Source organism: Leucobacter sp. WKLB1 (assembly GCF_059696215.1).
Window position 1 is genome coordinate 571,944 of the sequence record NZ_AP046115.1, and the last position, 16,640, is coordinate 588,583.

At 68.1% G+C, this 16,640-nt stretch carries 14 protein-coding genes and 1 riboswitch; of the genes, 8 read left to right on the forward strand and 6 right to left on the reverse strand.

The features are described from left to right. The first annotated feature begins 1 nt into the window (after window position 1). Window positions 2-868, forward strand: a complete 867-nt coding sequence (locus tag ACZF5Y_RS02780) for a biotin--[acetyl-CoA-carboxylase] ligase (protein WP_497534306.1) — start codon at window positions 2-4, stop codon at window positions 866-868. Window positions 869-932: 64 nt separating this feature from the next. Here ACZF5Y_RS02780 and ACZF5Y_RS02785 read toward each other — a convergent pair whose 3' ends face one another. Together ACZF5Y_RS02785 and ACZF5Y_RS02790 are read right to left on the reverse strand one after the other, a co-directional pair. Then, a complete protein-coding gene (locus ACZF5Y_RS02785) occupies window positions 933-2,600 on the reverse strand; it encodes an amidohydrolase (protein WP_497534307.1) in 1,668 nt (555 codons plus the stop codon). Further along, a complete protein-coding gene (locus ACZF5Y_RS02790; RefSeq protein WP_497534308.1) occupies window positions 2,597-4,063 on the reverse strand; it encodes an APC family permease in 1,467 nt (488 codons plus the stop codon). The genes ACZF5Y_RS02785 and ACZF5Y_RS02790 overlap by 4 nt, the downstream gene beginning before the upstream one ends. A 178-nt stretch (window positions 4,064-4,241) precedes the next feature. Here ACZF5Y_RS02790 and ACZF5Y_RS02795 point away from each other — a divergent pair, with 178 nt between their 5' ends. Next, entirely contained in the window at window positions 4,242-4,913 is a 672-nt protein-coding gene (locus ACZF5Y_RS02795) for a TetR family transcriptional regulator (RefSeq protein WP_497534309.1), read from the forward strand. A gap of 197 nt (window positions 4,914-5,110) precedes the next feature. Here ACZF5Y_RS02795 and ACZF5Y_RS02800 read toward each other — a convergent pair whose 3' ends face one another. Together ACZF5Y_RS02800 and ACZF5Y_RS02805 are read right to left on the reverse strand one after the other, a co-directional pair. After that, on the reverse strand, window positions 5,111-6,523 hold the full coding sequence (locus tag ACZF5Y_RS02800) for an APC family permease (protein WP_497534310.1): 1,413 nt from the start codon (window positions 6,521-6,523) through the stop codon (window positions 5,111-5,113). 33 nt (window positions 6,524-6,556) lie between these two features. Beyond that, entirely contained in the window at window positions 6,557-8,197 is a 1,641-nt protein-coding gene (locus ACZF5Y_RS02805) for an amidohydrolase (RefSeq protein WP_497534311.1), read from the reverse strand. A gap of 152 nt (window positions 8,198-8,349) precedes the next feature. Between ACZF5Y_RS02805 and ACZF5Y_RS02810 the strand changes: the two genes are divergently transcribed. After that, entirely contained in the window at window positions 8,350-9,123 is a 774-nt protein-coding gene (locus ACZF5Y_RS02810) for a TetR/AcrR family transcriptional regulator (protein ID WP_497534312.1), read from the forward strand. Here ACZF5Y_RS02810 and purU read toward each other — a convergent pair. Then, window positions 9,113-10,000 carry a formyltetrahydrofolate deformylase gene (gene purU, locus ACZF5Y_RS02815; RefSeq protein WP_497534313.1) on the reverse strand — a complete coding sequence of 296 codons (888 nt, stop codon included), beginning with the start codon at window positions 9,998-10,000 and terminating at the stop codon, window positions 9,113-9,115. The two genes, ACZF5Y_RS02810 and purU, sit on opposite strands and share 11 nt — an antisense overlap. Before the next feature lie 113 nt (window positions 10,001-10,113). Then, a riboswitch (ZMP/ZTP riboswitch) is annotated at window positions 10,114-10,201 on the forward strand. A 46-nt stretch (window positions 10,202-10,247) separates the two neighbouring features. Here purU and glyA point away from each other — a divergent pair. The 5 genes from glyA to ACZF5Y_RS02840 all read left to right on the forward strand — a co-directional run bounded on the left by glyA (window position 10,248) and on the right by ACZF5Y_RS02840 (window position 14,764). Then, the gene (gene glyA, locus ACZF5Y_RS02820) at window positions 10,248-11,531 is read left to right on the forward strand and encodes a serine hydroxymethyltransferase (RefSeq protein ID WP_497534314.1); all 1,284 of its coding nucleotides are present in this window, start codon (window positions 10,248-10,250) and stop codon (window positions 11,529-11,531) included. 3 nt (window positions 11,532-11,534) lie between these two features. Beyond that, the gene (locus ACZF5Y_RS02825; RefSeq protein ID WP_497534315.1) at window positions 11,535-12,410 is read left to right on the forward strand and encodes a bifunctional methylenetetrahydrofolate dehydrogenase/methenyltetrahydrofolate cyclohydrolase; all 876 of its coding nucleotides are present in this window, start codon (window positions 11,535-11,537) and stop codon (window positions 12,408-12,410) included. A gap of 150 nt (window positions 12,411-12,560) precedes the next feature. After that, complete coding sequence (locus tag ACZF5Y_RS02830) at window positions 12,561-13,286, forward strand: DedA family protein (protein ID WP_497534316.1); 726 nt, start codon at window positions 12,561-12,563, stop codon at window positions 13,284-13,286. Between the two features lie 65 nt (window positions 13,287-13,351). Next, window positions 13,352-13,738, forward strand: coding sequence for an ArsR/SmtB family transcription factor (locus tag ACZF5Y_RS02835; RefSeq protein ID WP_497534317.1), 387 nt, complete (start codon window positions 13,352-13,354; stop codon window positions 13,736-13,738). 21 nt (window positions 13,739-13,759) lie between these two features. Beyond that, the gene (locus ACZF5Y_RS02840; protein ID WP_497534318.1) at window positions 13,760-14,764 is read left to right on the forward strand and encodes an SRPBCC family protein; all 1,005 of its coding nucleotides are present in this window, start codon (window positions 13,760-13,762) and stop codon (window positions 14,762-14,764) included. A 21-nt stretch (window positions 14,765-14,785) separates the two neighbouring features. Here the strand turns inward: ACZF5Y_RS02840 and ACZF5Y_RS02845 are convergent, their stop codons facing one another. Then, window positions 14,786-16,630, reverse strand: a complete 1,845-nt coding sequence (locus ACZF5Y_RS02845) for a glycerophosphodiester phosphodiesterase family protein (protein ID WP_497534319.1) — start codon at window positions 16,628-16,630, stop codon at window positions 14,786-14,788. Between the last annotated feature and the right edge of the window lie 10 nt (window positions 16,631-16,640).

The following is a 16,640-nucleotide window of genomic DNA, read 5'->3' on the forward strand; positions in this document are numbered from 1 at the left end:
CATGGAGCTGATGCGCACACGCAACCTGCTGCCGGAAGTGATCTGGCGCGACACCTCGCCGTCGACGAACGCCGAGCTGCGCGATCTCGTGGGTGAGTCTCCTGGGCTACCCCATGGCACCCTGCTGGCCACCAGTGACCAGACCGCGGGTCGGGGGCGACTCGATCGAAGCTGGGTGACCCCGCCCGACACCTCGTTGGCGGCGTCGCTGCTGGTGCGCGGGTTCGCGATCGAGGGCCTCGAACCGAGCTGGCTGCCGCTGCTCGTGGGGTCTGCATTTGTGACGGCACTGCAGCCGCACTTCACCGCGGCTGCCGCCCGCGACGGCGGCGAGGCGAAGCGCGTCGGCGTGAAGTGGCCGAACGATGTGCACGTGCGCGACGAGGAAGACGCGATCGCGGGCCGGCCCGGGAAGAAGCTGTGCGGCATTCTGTGCGAGCTGCTGCCCGGAGCGCCGGGCGAGAGCGGGCACACCGTGATCGTCGGTACCGGCATCAACCTGCTCATCGAGGAGTGGGATCTGCCGACCGAACGAGCCGGGTCGCTCCTGGCGTGCGGTGCCGACGTGGGCGGGGCCGAGAGCCTCGCCGATGCGGCGGGGCAGGATCTGGCCGATCGTGTCCTCGCCGACTACACCGCCGAGCTTCTCCGACTCGTCGACCTCGCCGCGACCGACCCCGGGGCGGCTCGGGCGCGGGTCGCCCGGCACTCCTTGACGCTCGGCACCGAGGTGCGGGTGCATCTGCCGGGCGGGCAGATCGTCGACGGCCGCGCGCGCCGCCTCGCCGATGACGGTTCGCTCGTCGTCGACCTGCCGACCGGCGGCGAACTCACGGTGTCGGCCGGCGACGTCGAGCACCTGCGTTAGGGGCGCGCGAGCTCGGCGCACCTGCGCTGGATACTCCCGCGGTAGCCGGCCCGGTGCGCGCCAGTTACGCCGCGCGGTAGCGCTCCTCGCCGCGCACGTACGTGCGCTGCACGCGCGAGTCGAGCAGCGCGGTCGGCTCGGCCTCCAGCGGGTTGACGCCGAGCACCATGAAGTCGGCGCTCAGGCCCGGCCGAATGCGACCGGTCGTGCCGTCCATCTCGCCCGCGAAGGCACCGCCGGCGGTGAGCGCAGTGAGCGCCTCAGCCGGGGTGAATGCGCGCTCGGGGTGGTACGGATCACGCTCGGGCGCGAGCACTGATGCCCCGGTGAGCGCGATGTAGAGGTTCGGCAGCGCCTCGTGCGGCGCGGTCGGTGCGTCGGTGCCGAGCGTCATGGCGACGCCCGCGGCGCGGAACTTCTGCCAGGGGAAGCCGAGCTCCTGACGCTCGTCGCCGAGCTGCGCCTTCCAGTTGTCGAGCACGGCCGGGTCGCAGTGCACCGGCTGCATCGACGCGACGACGCCGAGCTCGCCCATGCGCACGATCGTGTCGTCGGCGACGCTCTCCAAGTGCTCGATGCGGTGGCGCCGCGGGCGGGGGCCGTTCGCGCGCACGCAGTGTTCCACGACGTCGAGCGCGATCTGACTCGTGCGATCCCCGATCGCGTGCATCGCGATCTGCAGCCCGTCGCGGTCTGCGGCTTCGGCCACCGGCATGATGCGATCCGCGGTCCAGATGGGCTCAGCGTTCGAGCCATCGGCGTAGGGCGAGATCATCGTGGCGGTGCAGGCGTCGATGACGCCGTCCATGATGAACTTCACTCCGGCGATGCGCAGCCACTCGGATTCGGGGCCGGCGGCGATCTCGTCTCGGAGCGCCGTGATCGCCGCAGCGCCCGCGATGTCTTGCTCCGTATCGCCGGTGGGCTCGAGAATCCAGTGCGCGGTGATCGGGAACGGCAGGCGGCCGTCGCGCGCAATGATCGTGCGCAAACCGTCGACCTCGGACGCATTCAGCGACATCTCGGTTGCGCCGGTCACGCCGGTCTCGAGGTAGGTCGCGAACGCCCGGTCGAGTGCTGCCACCACGTCCTCCGGCGTCGACTGCGCTCCCAGGAACGCCCACGCATACTGCGTGCCGGCCGTCTCGAGCAGCAGACCCGTGGCCTGTCCGGCGGCGTCGCGCACGACCTCACCGCCGACCGGGTTCGGGGTCGACGCGTCGATGCCGAGTTCGGCGAGCGCGGCCGAGTTGACCCACACCGAATGGAAGTCGTTGGCGTCGAGGTAGACGGGCACGTCGGGCAGCACCGCGTCGAGCATCGCCGCGGTGGGGCGGCCCTCGGCGATCGCGTCGAAGAGCCAGCCGCTGCCGAGCACGCGCGGGGCATCCGGCGCGGCTGCACGCGCGGCGACCATGCGCTCCTGCATCTCGGCGAGGGAGGCACAGTCGCGCAGCTGCACGCGGGCCAGCGAATCACCGAAGCCGACGAGGTGGGTGTGCGAGTCGATGACACCGGGGGCGACGAATGCACCCGCGAGGTCGACCTCGGTCACGCTGGGTGATCCGGCACCGTCTGCGACCGCGCCGATGACCGTGCGCACGTTATCGAGCGACCCGACGGCGACGAAGCGGCCGTCGGCGACAGCGAACGCCTCGGTGACCGGCACCGGCTGCTCAGGGGTCGGGTCGGCCGTGAAGACGACGGCGTTCGTGAAGAGCGTCGTGGTCATCGCTGCGCTCCGTTCTGAGGGCCGCCCTGCGAACCCTGTGCCGGGGCTGCCGCCTCATCGAGAGGGAACTCGGCCGAGAGCGCGTCGATCGCCTCGGTCGACGGCACCTCTTCGGCGAAGTTCAGCTTGGGCACCGGCTTGCGGAAGAAGCCGGTCTTGAGCGCGAGAATGACGACGCCGATGGCGAGCCAGATGCCGCCGACGATCCAGGTGAGGCCCTCGAGCGAGGTCCACAGCCAAATGGTGAGGCCGAAGCCGATGAGGGGGAGCAGGCCGTAGCGGATCCAGCCCCACGCGCTGATGGGCTCAGTGCGGCCGCCCTTCGGGAAGAGGTACGTGCGGATCACCGAGAGGTTGACCATCGCGAACGCGGCGAGCGCGCCGAAACTGATCATGAAAGCTGCCTGGTCGAGGCTCACGAAGAGGCTCGCGAGGGCGACGACCGACACGGTGGTCGCGGCGACGATCGGGGTGCCGAAGCGCTTCGAGAGGATGCCGAGGGGCTTCGGCAGGATGCCGTCGCGGCCCATCGAGTAGAGGATGCGCGACACGGCGACCTGGCCGGCGAGGCCCGAGCCGAAGCACCCGGCGACCGTGATGATCACGAAGATCGCGGCCAGCACGTCGCCGCCGACGTGGCCGAAGAGCACGGCGCCCGCGGCGTTCAGCAGGTCGTCAGAGGCGGTGCTCCAGTCGGAGAGGTAGTAGGCGCGGGCGCCGACGTACGAGATGACGATGAAGATCAGGCCGCCGATGATCGTGGTCAGCATGATGGCGCGGGGGATGTCGCGGCGCGGATTCTTCGCCTCTTCGGAGAGCGTGGAGACCGCGTCGAAGCCGAGGAACGACAGCGCGAGCACTGCGGCGCCCGTGAAGATCGGGCTGTAGCCGACGGCGCCCGGGATGAACGGTTCGAGCAGCGAGGGGGCGTTGGGGTCGTTGATGGCGGCCTTGATGGCGAGGATCGCGAAGACGATCACGGCCGCAACCGAGACGACGACGATGACCGTGTTGATCTTGCCGACGAGCGAGATACCGAGCACGTTGAAGACGAAGACGCCGATGAGCGCCGCGAGCGTGAAGATCCAGCTCGGCACGCTCGGGAACTGCGTGCCCACGTACAGGCCGAGAATCAGGAAGTTGATCATCGGAATGAACAGGTAGTCGAGCATGAGCACCCAGCCGGTGAGGAACCCGGTGGCCCCGCCGAAGGCCTGCTGCGAGTAGGTGTAGGCGGATCCGGCAACCGGGTACCGCCGCACCATCGCTGCGTAGCTGCCCGCCGTGAACAGCATCACGACGAGCGCGACGATGTAGGAGTCGACGAGGTGGCCCTCGGTGAGCTGGTTGACGATGCCATACGTGGTGAAGACGGTGCCCACCGCCATGTACGACAACCCGAAGAGGGTGAGGGTGAAGACGCCGAGGGTGCGCTTGAGGTGCGCGCCGGTTGCTTGGCTCACTGGTGCTCCTGAAATACAGCGGCGGATGCCGGGAGTGGTGCGCGCGTGCCATCTTCGGGACGCGCGTCCAAAATGAACAATGTTCTTTTTGACGTGATTAGGATAAGCGGAGAATGTTTCGAGCGCGAGTCGAAATCTAAGAATGCCTGCGCTCGCTACCAACGGAGGGAACGCGAGCGTGAGCGAAGCACCGCGCAGGCGGGTCGGTCGGCCGAGCGAACAGGTGCTCTCGAGGCGCAGGATCGTCTCCACCGCTCTCGAACTGCTCGACGCCCACGGTTCCGACGGATTCGGCATGCGCGACATCGCGCGCGAACTCGGCGTGCGGCCGTCGGCGCTCTACAACCACGTCGCCAATAAGGAGGACGTGTTCCGCGGCATTCGCGAGGACGTAGCGAGTCGCATCTCGACCGCCGCGCTCGAATCGGAGCCGTGGGATGTCGCACTCGCGGACTGGGCGCGCTCGTATCGCGACGCCTTCGCGGCGCACCCGCCGTCGATCGCGCTGCTCGCCGTGATGCCCTACGACCCGGCGTCCGATGCGTTCCCATCGTACGAGCGCGTCATCGCGCTGCTGACGGAGGCGGGCTGGAACCGGGTCGACGCGCTCAACCGGCTCGTCGCGCTCGAATCGTTCATTCTGGGGTCAGCGCTCGACGCCGCGGCCGCCCCAGACATGCTCAGCCCGGGCGATCGGGCGGACGTGCCCGGGTTCACCGCCGCCTATCGAGAGCGCGATGCGCGCGCGGCAGAGACCGGCGACGGCCCCGCGGAGCAGGCGTTCACGGCGGGGCTGCGGGTGATGCTCGCCGGCCTCCGCGCCGAGCAGCGCGAGCTGGCGGCACGCTAGCGCCGCTCCCGCGCTCTGTCCGCGCCCTGCCCGCGCCCGCCGGCGCCACGGAAATCGCCGAGCCCCTCCGATCTTGCCCAGCCCCTGCGTTCTGCGTGCACAGTTCGAAGGGGATCGGCGAGAAAGGAAGGGCTCGGCGGAGATGCAGAAGCGGGCGGCGCGGGTGAAGCGGGCGGCGCCTGCGCGGGGGGCTCAGGCTACGCGCGCGGCTCCAGCGGGTAGTCCTCGGCCAGCTGATCGATCTGCTGGGTGCTGGGGTCGCTCTCCGAGAAGTCCATCATCGGCACCGCGCGACGGAAACCGCCCGTGACGATCGCGATGATCACGACGCCGATGGCGAGCCAGATCGCGCCGACCAGCCAAGTGAGCGGCTGCAGCGACGTCCACAGCCAGATCGTCAGCGCGAAGCCGATGAGCGGGAAGATGCCGTAGCGGATCCAGGCCCACGCGCCCTGCGGTCGCGCACCGTTCTTCGGGAAGAGGTAGGTGCGGATCACCGAGAGGTTGACCATTGCGAATGCGGCGAGGGCGCCGAAGCTGATCATGAAAGCGACGGTGTCGAGCGACAGGAACAGTGCGGAGAGGGCGAAGACCGACACGATGCAGGCGGCGACCACGGGGGTGCCGAAGCGCTGGTGCAGACGTGAGAGCGGCTTCGGCAGCATGCCGTCGCGGCCCATCGCGTAGAGGATGCGCGACACCGAGACCTGGCCGGTCATGCCCGAACCGAATGCGCCGACCACGTAGATCGCGACGAAGAACGAGGTGAACCAGCTGACACCGAAGCTGTCCATGACGGTGGTGCCGGCCGCATCGATCTGCGCGTCGCTGAGCGTCGCCCAATCGGGTGCGAACGCGAGCGCACCGGCCCACGAGACGAGGATGAAGAAGAAGCCGCCGAGCAGCGTCGACAGCACGATCGCGCGGGGAATGTCGCGGCGGGGCTGCTTCGCCTCTTCGGAGAGCGTCGACACGGCATCGAATCCGAGGAACGACAGGGCGAGGATCGCCGCACCCGATGCGACGGCGCCGATGCCGCCCTCGCCGAAGGTGAACGGTTCGATGAGACCGACCGACTGGTCGCCGCCGAAGTACTGCTTGAATGCCAGCGCGACGAACACGACGACGAGCACGACCGACAGCGCGATGATCGCGAAGTTGATCTTGTTCACGAGTGTGATGCCCAGGATGTTGAACACCAGCACGAGCAGGAGCGCGACGAGCGTGAACACCCAGATCGGCACGGCGGGGAACTGCGTGTTCAGGTAGATGCCGATGAGCATGAAGTTGATCATCGGGATGAACAGGTAGTCGAGCAGCATGACCCAACCGGTCAAGAAGCCGGCTGCGCCGCCGAACGACTGCTGCGAGTAGGTGTAGGCGGATCCGGCAACCGGGTATCGCTTCACCATCGCGCCGTAGCTCGCCGCCGTGAACAGCATCGTGACGACCGCCACGATGTATGCCGAGGGGAGGTGGCCGTCGGTGACCTGGTTCACGATGCCGTACGTCGTGAACACGGTGATGACGGTCATGTAGGTGACCCCGAAGAGGGTCAGGCCGGTGAGGCCGAGCGCCCGCTTCAGGTGCGGTTGTGTGGTGTCGCTCACGATGTCTCCTTTGATTCGTGCGATGACGGAGTGTCAGTGGGTAGGGGTGGACGAGGAGGGGGATCGATAGGTCGGTTCGCCCGCGAGCCAGGTGCCCTGGACGGCGAGGTCGGCGATGGCCTCCGGCGCGATGCTCAGCGGGTTCGCGGACAACCACACGGCGTCGGCGACGCGTCCGACCTCAAGCGCGCCGCGCTCGGGTGCGAGCGCCTGGCGCGCGATGCCGGCGGTGTATGCGGCGAGCGCATCACCCGGCGCAAGGCGCTCCTCGGGCAACCAGGCCTCGGCGCCGGGTTCGAGATGGCTGTGGCGGGTAATCGCGGTCGAGAGCGCTGGGCGCCAGTCGCGCGTGGTGACGGGCCAGTCGCTGCCGAACGTGACGGTCGCGCCGCTGCGATGCACCGAACCGATGAGGTACTGCCACTCGTCGCGCGGGTGCCCGAGGTGCGGAATCGTGAGGTCGCGCATCACCGCGTCGCACTGCGCCCAGTAGGGCTCGAAATTTGCGACGACGCCGAGATCGGCGAACCGTGCAACATCGGCCTGGTCGAGGAGCGCCACGTGCGCGATCACGTCGTGCCGTTCGCGAGGCGCGTTCGTGTCGCGTGCCTCGGAAAGCGCGTCGAGTGCGCTGCGGTTCGCCGCGTCGCCGATGGCGTGCAAGTGCAGCTGGAACCCGGCAGCGTCGAAGGCGACGACGGCCTCGTTCAGCTCGGCGTCGGTCCAGTTCGGGAGGCCGTGCTCGCCGGGGCGGTCGGCGTACGGTTCGATGAGCGCGGCCGTGTGGCTCTCGATCACGCCGTCGACGAAGAATTTGACCGTCTCGCCGCTCAGTCGCGGATGCTCGAGCGCGCGCACCCGGTTGCGACCCGCGACGAACTCTGCGACTTGCTCGCGCCAGCGCGCCGGATCGGCGCGGAACGCCAGGTTGACGCGGGTGTGCAGGCGCTGCTGCGCGGCTGCGACGAGGTACAGCTCGAGGTCGGCGGGCTCTACCCAGGCATCCTGGATCCACGTGGTGCCCTGTTCCGCGTAGCCCCGTGTGGCGCGCTCGATCGCATCAAGCCGCTGCGCCTCTGCGAACGCCGGAACGACCTCGGCCAGGAAGTCGTTCGCCGCGGCCTCCTGCAGAGTGCCGAGCGGGGTGCCGTCGTCGCGGCGCACGATGCGGCCGAGTGCGGGATCCGGGGTCTCTGCCGTGATGCCGCCGGCGGCGAGCGCGGCGCTGTTGACCCAGGCTGTGTGGTAATCCCACGCGCGCAGAATCGTGGGAGTATCACCCGTGACCTCGTCGAGCCAGCGCGCATCGAAGAGTCCGCCCTCGGCGAAGGTCGCGTCATAGCTCGCGCCGACGATCCACGCGGCGTCGGGGTGCGCGGCCTTCCACTCGGCCACTGCGGCGAGGATGCCCGCGAGGTCTGCCGCATCGCGCACCTGCGGCCCGAGGGCCTCGACTCCGCCGAGCAGCGGGTGGGCGTGGCCATCGCCAATGCCCGGGGCAAGCGCGCCGCCGGCGAGATCGATGACGGTCGCGTCGGGCTGATCCGCCAGCCGCTCCGCGTCGGCGCCGAGCGCAGCGACGCGGCCCGATGAAAACGCGATGGCGTGGCTCGTCGCGGCGCTCGCCGCGTCGACGATCACGGTGCCGTTCACGAATACGGTGGTCTCGCTCATGCTGCGTCCTTGCTGCTCGGTGCGCGACGTCGGTCATGCCGATCGACGCGCTGTGGGTCTACAGTGTAAACGAACGGGGTTCGTTTACCGGCGGGTTGAGACTAGTACGGAAACGCGGATCGCGCCAGAGCGACGTACACGAGGGAGTGATCATGGCTATGGAGACGAGTGAGCGCGGCACCCGGCGCGCCGGACGCCCGAAGCAACGCGTACTCTCGCGGCGGCTGATCCTCGAAACCGGGCTCGCGCTCATCGATGCTCACGGTGTGGACGGCGCCGGTATGCGCGCGATCGCCAAAGAGCTCGGCGTGCGTCCCTCTTCGCTCTACAACCACGTCGCCGGCCAGACCGAGCTCATCGCCGGAGTGCGCGATCTCGTCAGCGAGCGCATACCCACCGAGCCGTTCGCAGTGCTGCCCTGGGACGAAGCGCTCGAGGCCTGGGCGCTCGGTTACCGTCTCGCCTTCGCTTCTCACCCGCCGACCATCGCGCTGCTCGCGACCCAGACGCTCGCGCCCGACTCGGCGACCGCGCACATGTACGACACGGTGATCCACGCCCTGGTTGCCGCTGGATGGCCCGAGGCCCGCGTACTCTCCGTGATCGTGGCGTTCGAGTGCTTCATTCTCGGAGCCGCGCTCGATCTTGCGGCAGACGACGACATGCTCGATCCTGGTGCGCGCAGCGATGTACCGCACTTCACCGGCGCCTTCCGAGCGCGCCGCGGCGCGCTCGCCGCAGAGGGCATCAGCAACGCCGACGACGCGTTCGACATCGGGCTCCGGGCCATGCTCGCCGGGCTGCGCGCCGAGTACGCGACGCTGCCCACGACACTGCTCGCGGCGCGGCCGGACGGCGAGCAAGCAGGCGGCGAGCAAGCAGCGAGCAGGCAGGCAGCGAGCAGGCAGGCGGCGTCTAGAAGATGATGGTGCGGTCGCCGTCGACCAGCACGCGGTTCTCCGTGAACGATCGCACCGCGTGGCGCAGCACGCGCGCCTCGACGTCCTGCCCCAGCTGGGTGAGCGAGCGCACGGTGTAGCCGTGGTCGACGCGAATCGTGTCTTGCTCGATGATCGGCCCCTCATCGAGGTCCGTCGTCACGAAGTGCGCCGTCGCGCCGATGAGCTTCACGCCGCGCTGGTGCGCCTGCTTGTAGGGGTTCGCACCCTTGAACCCGGGCAGGAACGAGTGGTGGATGTTGATGGCTCGGCCGGCGAGCGCGGCACACAGCTCGGGCGAAAGGATCTGCATGTAGCGCGCGAGCACGACGAGCTCGATGTCGAGCTCTTCGACCGCCTCGAGCACGCGGGCCTCGAACGCCGACTTGTCGTCGCCGCCGGCGATGGCGCGGTGTTCAAAGGGCACGTCGTAGAACTCAGCGATGTCGCGCACCGTGTCGTGGTTCGACAGCACGAGCGGAACATCGATGGCGAGCTGCCCCGCACGTCGGCGGTAGAGCAGGTCGTTGATGCAGTGCGTTGCGGTCGACGCGAGGATCAGTGTGCGCACCGGGCGATCCGCCCGCTCGAGTCGCCACGACATGTTGTACCGCGACGTCACCGGAGCGAGTGCGTCGGCAAACCGGGCATCGAAGGTTTCGGGCTGCGCCACGGCTTCGACCTGCAGACGCATGAAGAATCGACCAGTGTCGGCAGACGCAAACTGCTGGCTCTCCGCGATGTTGCCGCCGGCCGCCACGATCGCGCCGCTGATGGCGTGCACGATGCCCGGGCCGTCGATGCAGGAGAGGGTCAGCACCCACTGGGTGTCGGAGTTCGCGGGGAAATCGGCAAGCGCAGTCACGACTGTCAGAGTACTGGATCGCCGTGTCGCCCGAGACGCCCCTCGTGTCGTGGCGCGGCGGCGCGTTGCCCCGGATCAGACAGGGTGCTGTCGCCGCGTCTCGGTTGCTAAGCTGATGCCGTCGTGACTGGCGTACAGATGGTCACCATCGGGAAACGACACATTGCTTGCAAGGGACGGCCGCTCGCCTGGGTCGTATCCGGAAAACGATGGCGCGCCCGCGCGCCGATGACACCGAGGAGCCTGCATGTCCCCCCAGTCCGCTTTCTTCAACGAGCCGCTCGAGGTCGTCGACCCCGAGATCGCCGAGGTCCTCAAGAATGAGCTCGGCCGCCAGCGCTCGACGCTCGAGATGATCGCCAGCGAGAACTTCGTGCCTCGCGCCGTGCTCGAATCCCAGGGCTCAGTGCTCACGAACAAGTACGCCGAGGGCTACCCCGGCCGCCGCTACTACGGCGGGTGCGAGTTCGTCGACGTCGCCGAGGAGCTCGCCCGCGAGCGTGCCAAGTCGCTCTTCGGTGCGGCATACGCGAACGTCCAGCCGCACTCCGGTGCCTCGGCGAACGCTGCCGTGCTCTCGGCCATCGCCGAGCCCGGTGACACCATTCTCGGCCTCGAGCTCGCGCACGGCGGTCACCTCACGCACGGCATGAAGCTCAACTTCTCGGGCAAGCTGTACAACGTCGTGTCGTACGGCGTCGACCCCGAGACGTTCCTCGTCGACATGGACGTGGTGCGCGAGAAGGCCCGCGAGCACCGCCCCAAGGTGATCATCGCCGGCTGGTCGGCCTACCCCCGCACGCTCGATTTCGCCGCGTTCCGCGAGATCGCCGACGAGGTCGGGGCGACGCTCTGGGTCGACATGGCGCACTTCGCCGGTCTCGTCGCAGCGGGCCTCCACCCGAACCCGGTGCCGCACGCGCACGTCGTTTCGTCGACCGTGCACAAGACGATCGGCGGCCCGCGCTCCGGGTTCATCCTCACCAATGAGCTCGACCTCTACAAGAAGCTCAACTCCAACGTGTTCCCGGGGCAGCAGGGCGGGCCGCTCATGCACGTGATCGCTGCGAAGGCGACCGCGTTCAAGCTCGCGGCTTCCGAAGAATTCGCCGACCGTCAGGTGCGCACCCTCTCGGGCGCGAAGCTGCTCGCCGAGGCGCTCACGACTGATGCGTCGAAGGCCGCGGGTGTCGACGTGCTGACCGGCGGCACCGACGTGCACCTCGTGCTCGCCGACCTGCGCAACTCGGCGCTCGACGGCCAGCAGGCTGAAGACGCTCTGCACGCCGTAGGTATCACCGTCAACCGGAACTCGGTTCCGTTCGACCCGCGCCCGCCGATGGTCACATCGGGTCTGCGTATCGGCACCCCTGCGCTCGCGACCCGCGGGTTCGGCGACGCCGAGTTCGCGCAGGTGGCCGACATCATCGCGCAGACGCTGCAGCAGTCGGGCGACGTCGCCGAGCTTTCGGCGCGCGTGAAGTCGCTCGCCGACGCGTTCCCGCTGTACCCCGGCCTCGAGGAGTGGTAAACCGTGGCAGCTGAACTTCTCGACGGGAAGGCGGCGGCCGCAGCGATCAAGTCCGAACTCACGGAGCGCGTCAGCGCGCTGCGCGTGCGCGGCATCGTGCCCGGTCTCGCGACCGTGCTCGTCGGAGCAGATCCGGGATCGCAGTGGTATGTCGCCGGAAAGCACCGTGACTGCGCCGAGGTCGGCATCGCATCGATCAAGCGGGAGCTCCCCGATACGGTGACGCAGGACGAGCTCGAGGCGGTGCTCGACGAGCTGAACGCCAACCCCGAGTGCACCGGCTACATCGTGCAGCTTCCCCTGCCGAAGCACATCGACACCGATCGCATTCTCGAGCGCATCGATCCGGTGAAGGACGCCGATGGGCTGCACCCGACGAACCTCGGGCGACTCGTGCTCAATGCGAACGGCCCGATCGACTCCCCGCTGCCCTGCACGCCTCGAGGCGTCATCGAGCTCGTCGAGCGCAACGGCATCTCGTGGGCGGGCAAGCACGTCGTCGTCGTCGGGCGCGGTGTCACGGTCGGTCGGCCGATCGGCCCGCTGCTCACCCGTCGCGCGGTGAACGCAACGGTGACGTTGACGCACACGGGCACGCGTGATCTCGGGGCACTCCTGCGTCAGGCCGACGTGATCGTCGCGGCCGCGGGTGTCGAAGGCATCGTGCAGGCGACCGATGTGCAGCCCGGCGCAATCGTGCTCGATGTCGGCGTCTCGCGCAAGGTCGACCCCGAGACCGGCAAGAGCCGGGTCGTCGGTGATGTCGATCCGGCCGTCGCTCAAGTTGCCGCGTGGGTGTCGCCGAACCCCGGCGGTGTCGGGCCGATGACCCGCGCACTGCTGCTGCAAAACGTCGTAGAGATGGCGGAGCGCGCCTGACGCCCTGCCCGCACTCCCGCTGCCCCCGGCTCGCCCAGCGAACGGGGGCAGCGGTGCGTTCCCGTCGTGGCCCCGTCGTCCATTCAGGCAGGCGAGGCATACTAGAGGCGTCGTGCCCGCGTTCCATTCCATGAAAGCCGAGCCTCACCAGTGACCTTGACGACCACCGCCCTCACCTCGATCGCGACCGTCCCCGCACTCTTCGGCATCGACTGGCTCGACCCCGAGACCCTGCTGAGTGCTGGTGGATGGATCGCCCTCGTGCTCGCCTGCCTCTTCGTGTTTCTCGAAACCGGGGTGCTCGTGCTCGGGTTTCTGCCCGGTGATTCGCTGCTCTTCACCGTCGGTCTCTTCAGCGCCACGGGCATCATTGACGTACCGATCTGGATCACCTGTTTCGTGCTCTTCCTCTGTGCGTTCGCCGGCGATCAGATGGGGTTCATGATCGGGCGCAAACTCGGCCCGGCGATCTTCAAGCGCGAGAAGAGTCGACTCTTCAACCCCGAGAACGTGCAGCGCACGCACGCATTCTTCGAGAAGCACGGCCCGAAGGCGGTCATCATCGCCCGCTTCTTGCCGATCTTCCGCGCGTTCGTGCCGGCAGCCGCGGGGGTGGGCAACATGCGCTACCGCCAGTTCGTGGCCTACAACGCCATCGGCGCGCTCTTGTGGGGTGTCGGTGTGACGTTGATCGGGTACTTCCTCGGCCGCATCCCGTTCGTGCAGCAGTACAGCGAAATCTTCATCATCGTGCTCGTGCTCATCCCGGGTATTCCCATTCTGATCGAGGCGATCCGTGCGTTCTCGCACTGGCGCGCCAAGCGCCAGCTGTCTGCAGCGAATGGCGATCCGGCACCGACCGCACCCGTCGAGTAGTCGACCCGGCTTCCATCGCAATCATTGCTTGACGTCAGCGTGTGCGTGGTTTAACGTACAACCAAATGGTTGCACGAATCTCACCCCAAACTCCGCTTGATCCCGCGCCCGACACCGCGCGGCACAGCGAGCTCACTGATGAGCAGGTGAACCGTATCTTCCGGGCGCTGGCAGACGCGACGCGACGCGACATCGTGCGTCGCACCCTCACCGCAGAAGCGTCTATTTCAGATCTCGCCGCCGACTACGACATGTCGTTCGCTGCGGTGCAAAAGCATGTCGCAGTGCTCGAAGCGGCCGACCTGGTCGCCCGCACCCCCAAAGGACGGGAGCGCATCATCAGAGGCAACCCAGAGACCATCCGACGAGCGAGGGAGCTCCTCGGCCACTTCGAACAGATCTGGCGCGCACGCATCGACCGCCTCGATGCATTTCTCGCCGAACACCCTTGACCCCACGCAGAAAGGCGCATCATGCCCATCACCTCCGTCACCACCGACCCTGAGGCGTTCACGCTGTCAGTGGTCGCCGATTTCACCGTCCCCGTGCGTCGACTCTGGGACGCGTACACCGACCCCCGCCAGATCGAACGCTTCTGGGGTCCGCCGCAGTACCCGTCGACATTCCTGCGCCACGATGCGGCGCCGGGCGGCGTGAGTAACTACGTGATGACCGGACCCGAGGGCGAGCGCAGCGCCGGATACTGGCACTGGGTTGCCGTCGAGGCGCCGCATTCCTTCGAGGTGCGCGACGGCTTTGCGCACGACGACGGCACGCCGAACACGGAACTGCCGAGCATGCGCATGGTCTTCGCATTCACCGAGACCGCGCTGGGGTCGCGTCTCACCACGACCACGTACTTCGGTTCGCTCGAAGAACTCGAGCAGCTCACGGCGATGGGTATGGAAGACGGCATGCGCGCCGCGATGGGGCAGATCGACGCGGTCGTCGAGGATCTCCAGTCGTTCGCCGCCGGGCGCGCGACCGAGGTGCAACTGCTGGGCGATGCGCAGGCTCGTGTGTCGCGCATCATCCGCGGCAGTGTCGAGCAGGTCTGGCAGGCGCACACTGACCCGTCGCTGCTGCAGCGCTGGCAGCTCGGGCCCGACGGCTGGAGCATGCCGGTGTGCGAGTTCGGTGCCGAGGTGGGCGCGCAGCTGCGCACGGAGTGGCAGAACGACGAGAGCGGCGAACGTTTCGGGTTCGCAGGCGTCGTCGTCGAGTCGGCGGCCCCGCATCGTCTCGTGACGACTGAGCGCATGATTTCGCCGGCCGACCCTGAAGGCACTTCGAGCGCAGAGACGCTCAACGAGATGACGCTCACTCCGGTCGACGGGGGCACACTGCTCGCGTACGTCATCACCTATCCCGATAGTCAGGTGCGCGAGACAGTGCTCGCGACGGGGATGGCCGACGGCATGGAGACGGGCTACGCGCGACTCGAGCGCGAGGTGCTGGTCGACTCGCAGACCCGATGAGCCGGTCGCTGCACCGCTGCGTCACACCACGGTGACAAAGCGGTGCAGCGCGTCGAGCAGCACATCGGCGAGACCAGTCTCCTGCTGCATTCCCGCGCGCGCATCGAGAGCGGTGTCGGGGTGGTCGGTGATGATGCCGTCGGTATCGCGGCGCAGGTGTTCGCGCATGCTCGACTCGTCGTTGATCGTCCAAGCCATGAATCCCAGCCCGGCGTTCCACGCGGCGTCTTGCATCTGCTGCGTGGCCGTCCACTCCTCGACGACGATGAAGTCGGCTGAGGTATCGGGCAGGCCGCCGCCGGCAAACGGCATGGTGTAGCCGACGGTGAGGTCGGGGCGCAGCGATTTGAGGCGGGTGACGCTCGCGGCATCGAGCGAGTGGTAGATGTTGCTCTGGAGTGCGTCTGCGGCTTCGAGTTCTGCGACGAGCCGGTTGACGTGATCCGGGGTGTCGGCCCCGCCCAGTTTGATTTCGATCAGCAGTGGGATCTCGAGTTCGGCGGCACGGGCGACGTAATCGCGGAACGCGGGAATCGTATCGGTGTGGCCCTGCTGGTCGCGCACGGTGATCGCCGTGAGCTCGGCGAGCGTCAGGTCTTTCACCGCCTCCGGTCGGCCGGCGAGGCGATCGAGTTTCGGATCGTGCATCGCGACGAACTCGCCGTCGCGCGTCTGCATCACGTCCATCTCGACCAGGTCGGCACCCGCCTTCGCTGCGGCTTCGAGCCCGCTCAATGTGTTCTCGACCCCGCCGTCGCTGAACCCGCGATGCGCGAGCACCAGGGTGTCGGGGTACTCGGAGAGCCGCTGCATCGTGCCGATCGCCGCGGTGCCGAAGCCGAGTGCGGTGACCACTGCGGCCGCCAGCACGAACCGTGCGGGTCGACGCGCAGACGTGTTGCGCCCGGGGGTTCCGGTCTCCGCATGCACCGTGTCGTCGTCGAAGAGGTGCACGCCCGTCGGCAGACGTGAGGCGCTTCGGCGCAGACGTGCGATGAGTACCGCGGTCGCGGTTGCGGTCGCCCACCCGCCGAGCACGAACCCCGCGATCTGCGCGGCGCCGAGTGAATAGGCGGCGACCGCAGGGGACGCTGCGGGGGCGACCGCGTCGGTGAGCATGGTGGGCAGGATCGCAATCGCTGCGAGCACGCTCGCTGCGACGGCGGCTGTAAGAAGCACGGCTGCGACTGAGAGGACGAGCGGGATCACCGCGCGCACGCCGCGGGTCAGCCGCCAACTCGTGCGAGCGGCGTGCCCGCCGCGCGTCAGTACGAACGCGGGAACGGTGAGGCTCAATCGCAGGTTGAGCAGCGCGAGCGCGAGCAGCACAACACTGAGCCCGATGCTCGTCGTCGGGCTCTTCGCGAGCTCGCCCGAGATGAATGGTGGGATGGCGATGCCCCGGGTCAAGGTCGACACGAAGCCGAAACCGCTGAGCGGGAGCAGGAGAAAGAGGTAGAGCAGGAGGGAGAAAGACCGCGGGTGCCCGAGCTTGCGCGCAATGCGGCCGAGGCGACGAATGGACATGCCGAGCGGCTCTCCGGGCCACCGCAGCACCACCACGATCGCGATGAATTGCAGCGAGAGCAGCCAGAACGCCAGCACGGAAATCACGACGATCAGTGCAATCGTGAGCGGAAACCCGCTGTTCCAAGTCATTGCGCCGGTATCGATGCCGTGCATGCCGCTCGCCCGTAGGGCGTCTCGGAACAGCCAGGCGATCACCGGAAGGGCGACGAGCGTGATCAGCAGTTGCGTGGCGAGTACGAGGCCGACGAGCCGGGCTCCGGCACTGCGCACCGAGCGGACCGCCTCAGTGATCAGCGACCGTGTCTCGGCCCAGATGCCGGGCGTCTCCGTGGACATAGTCCACAGT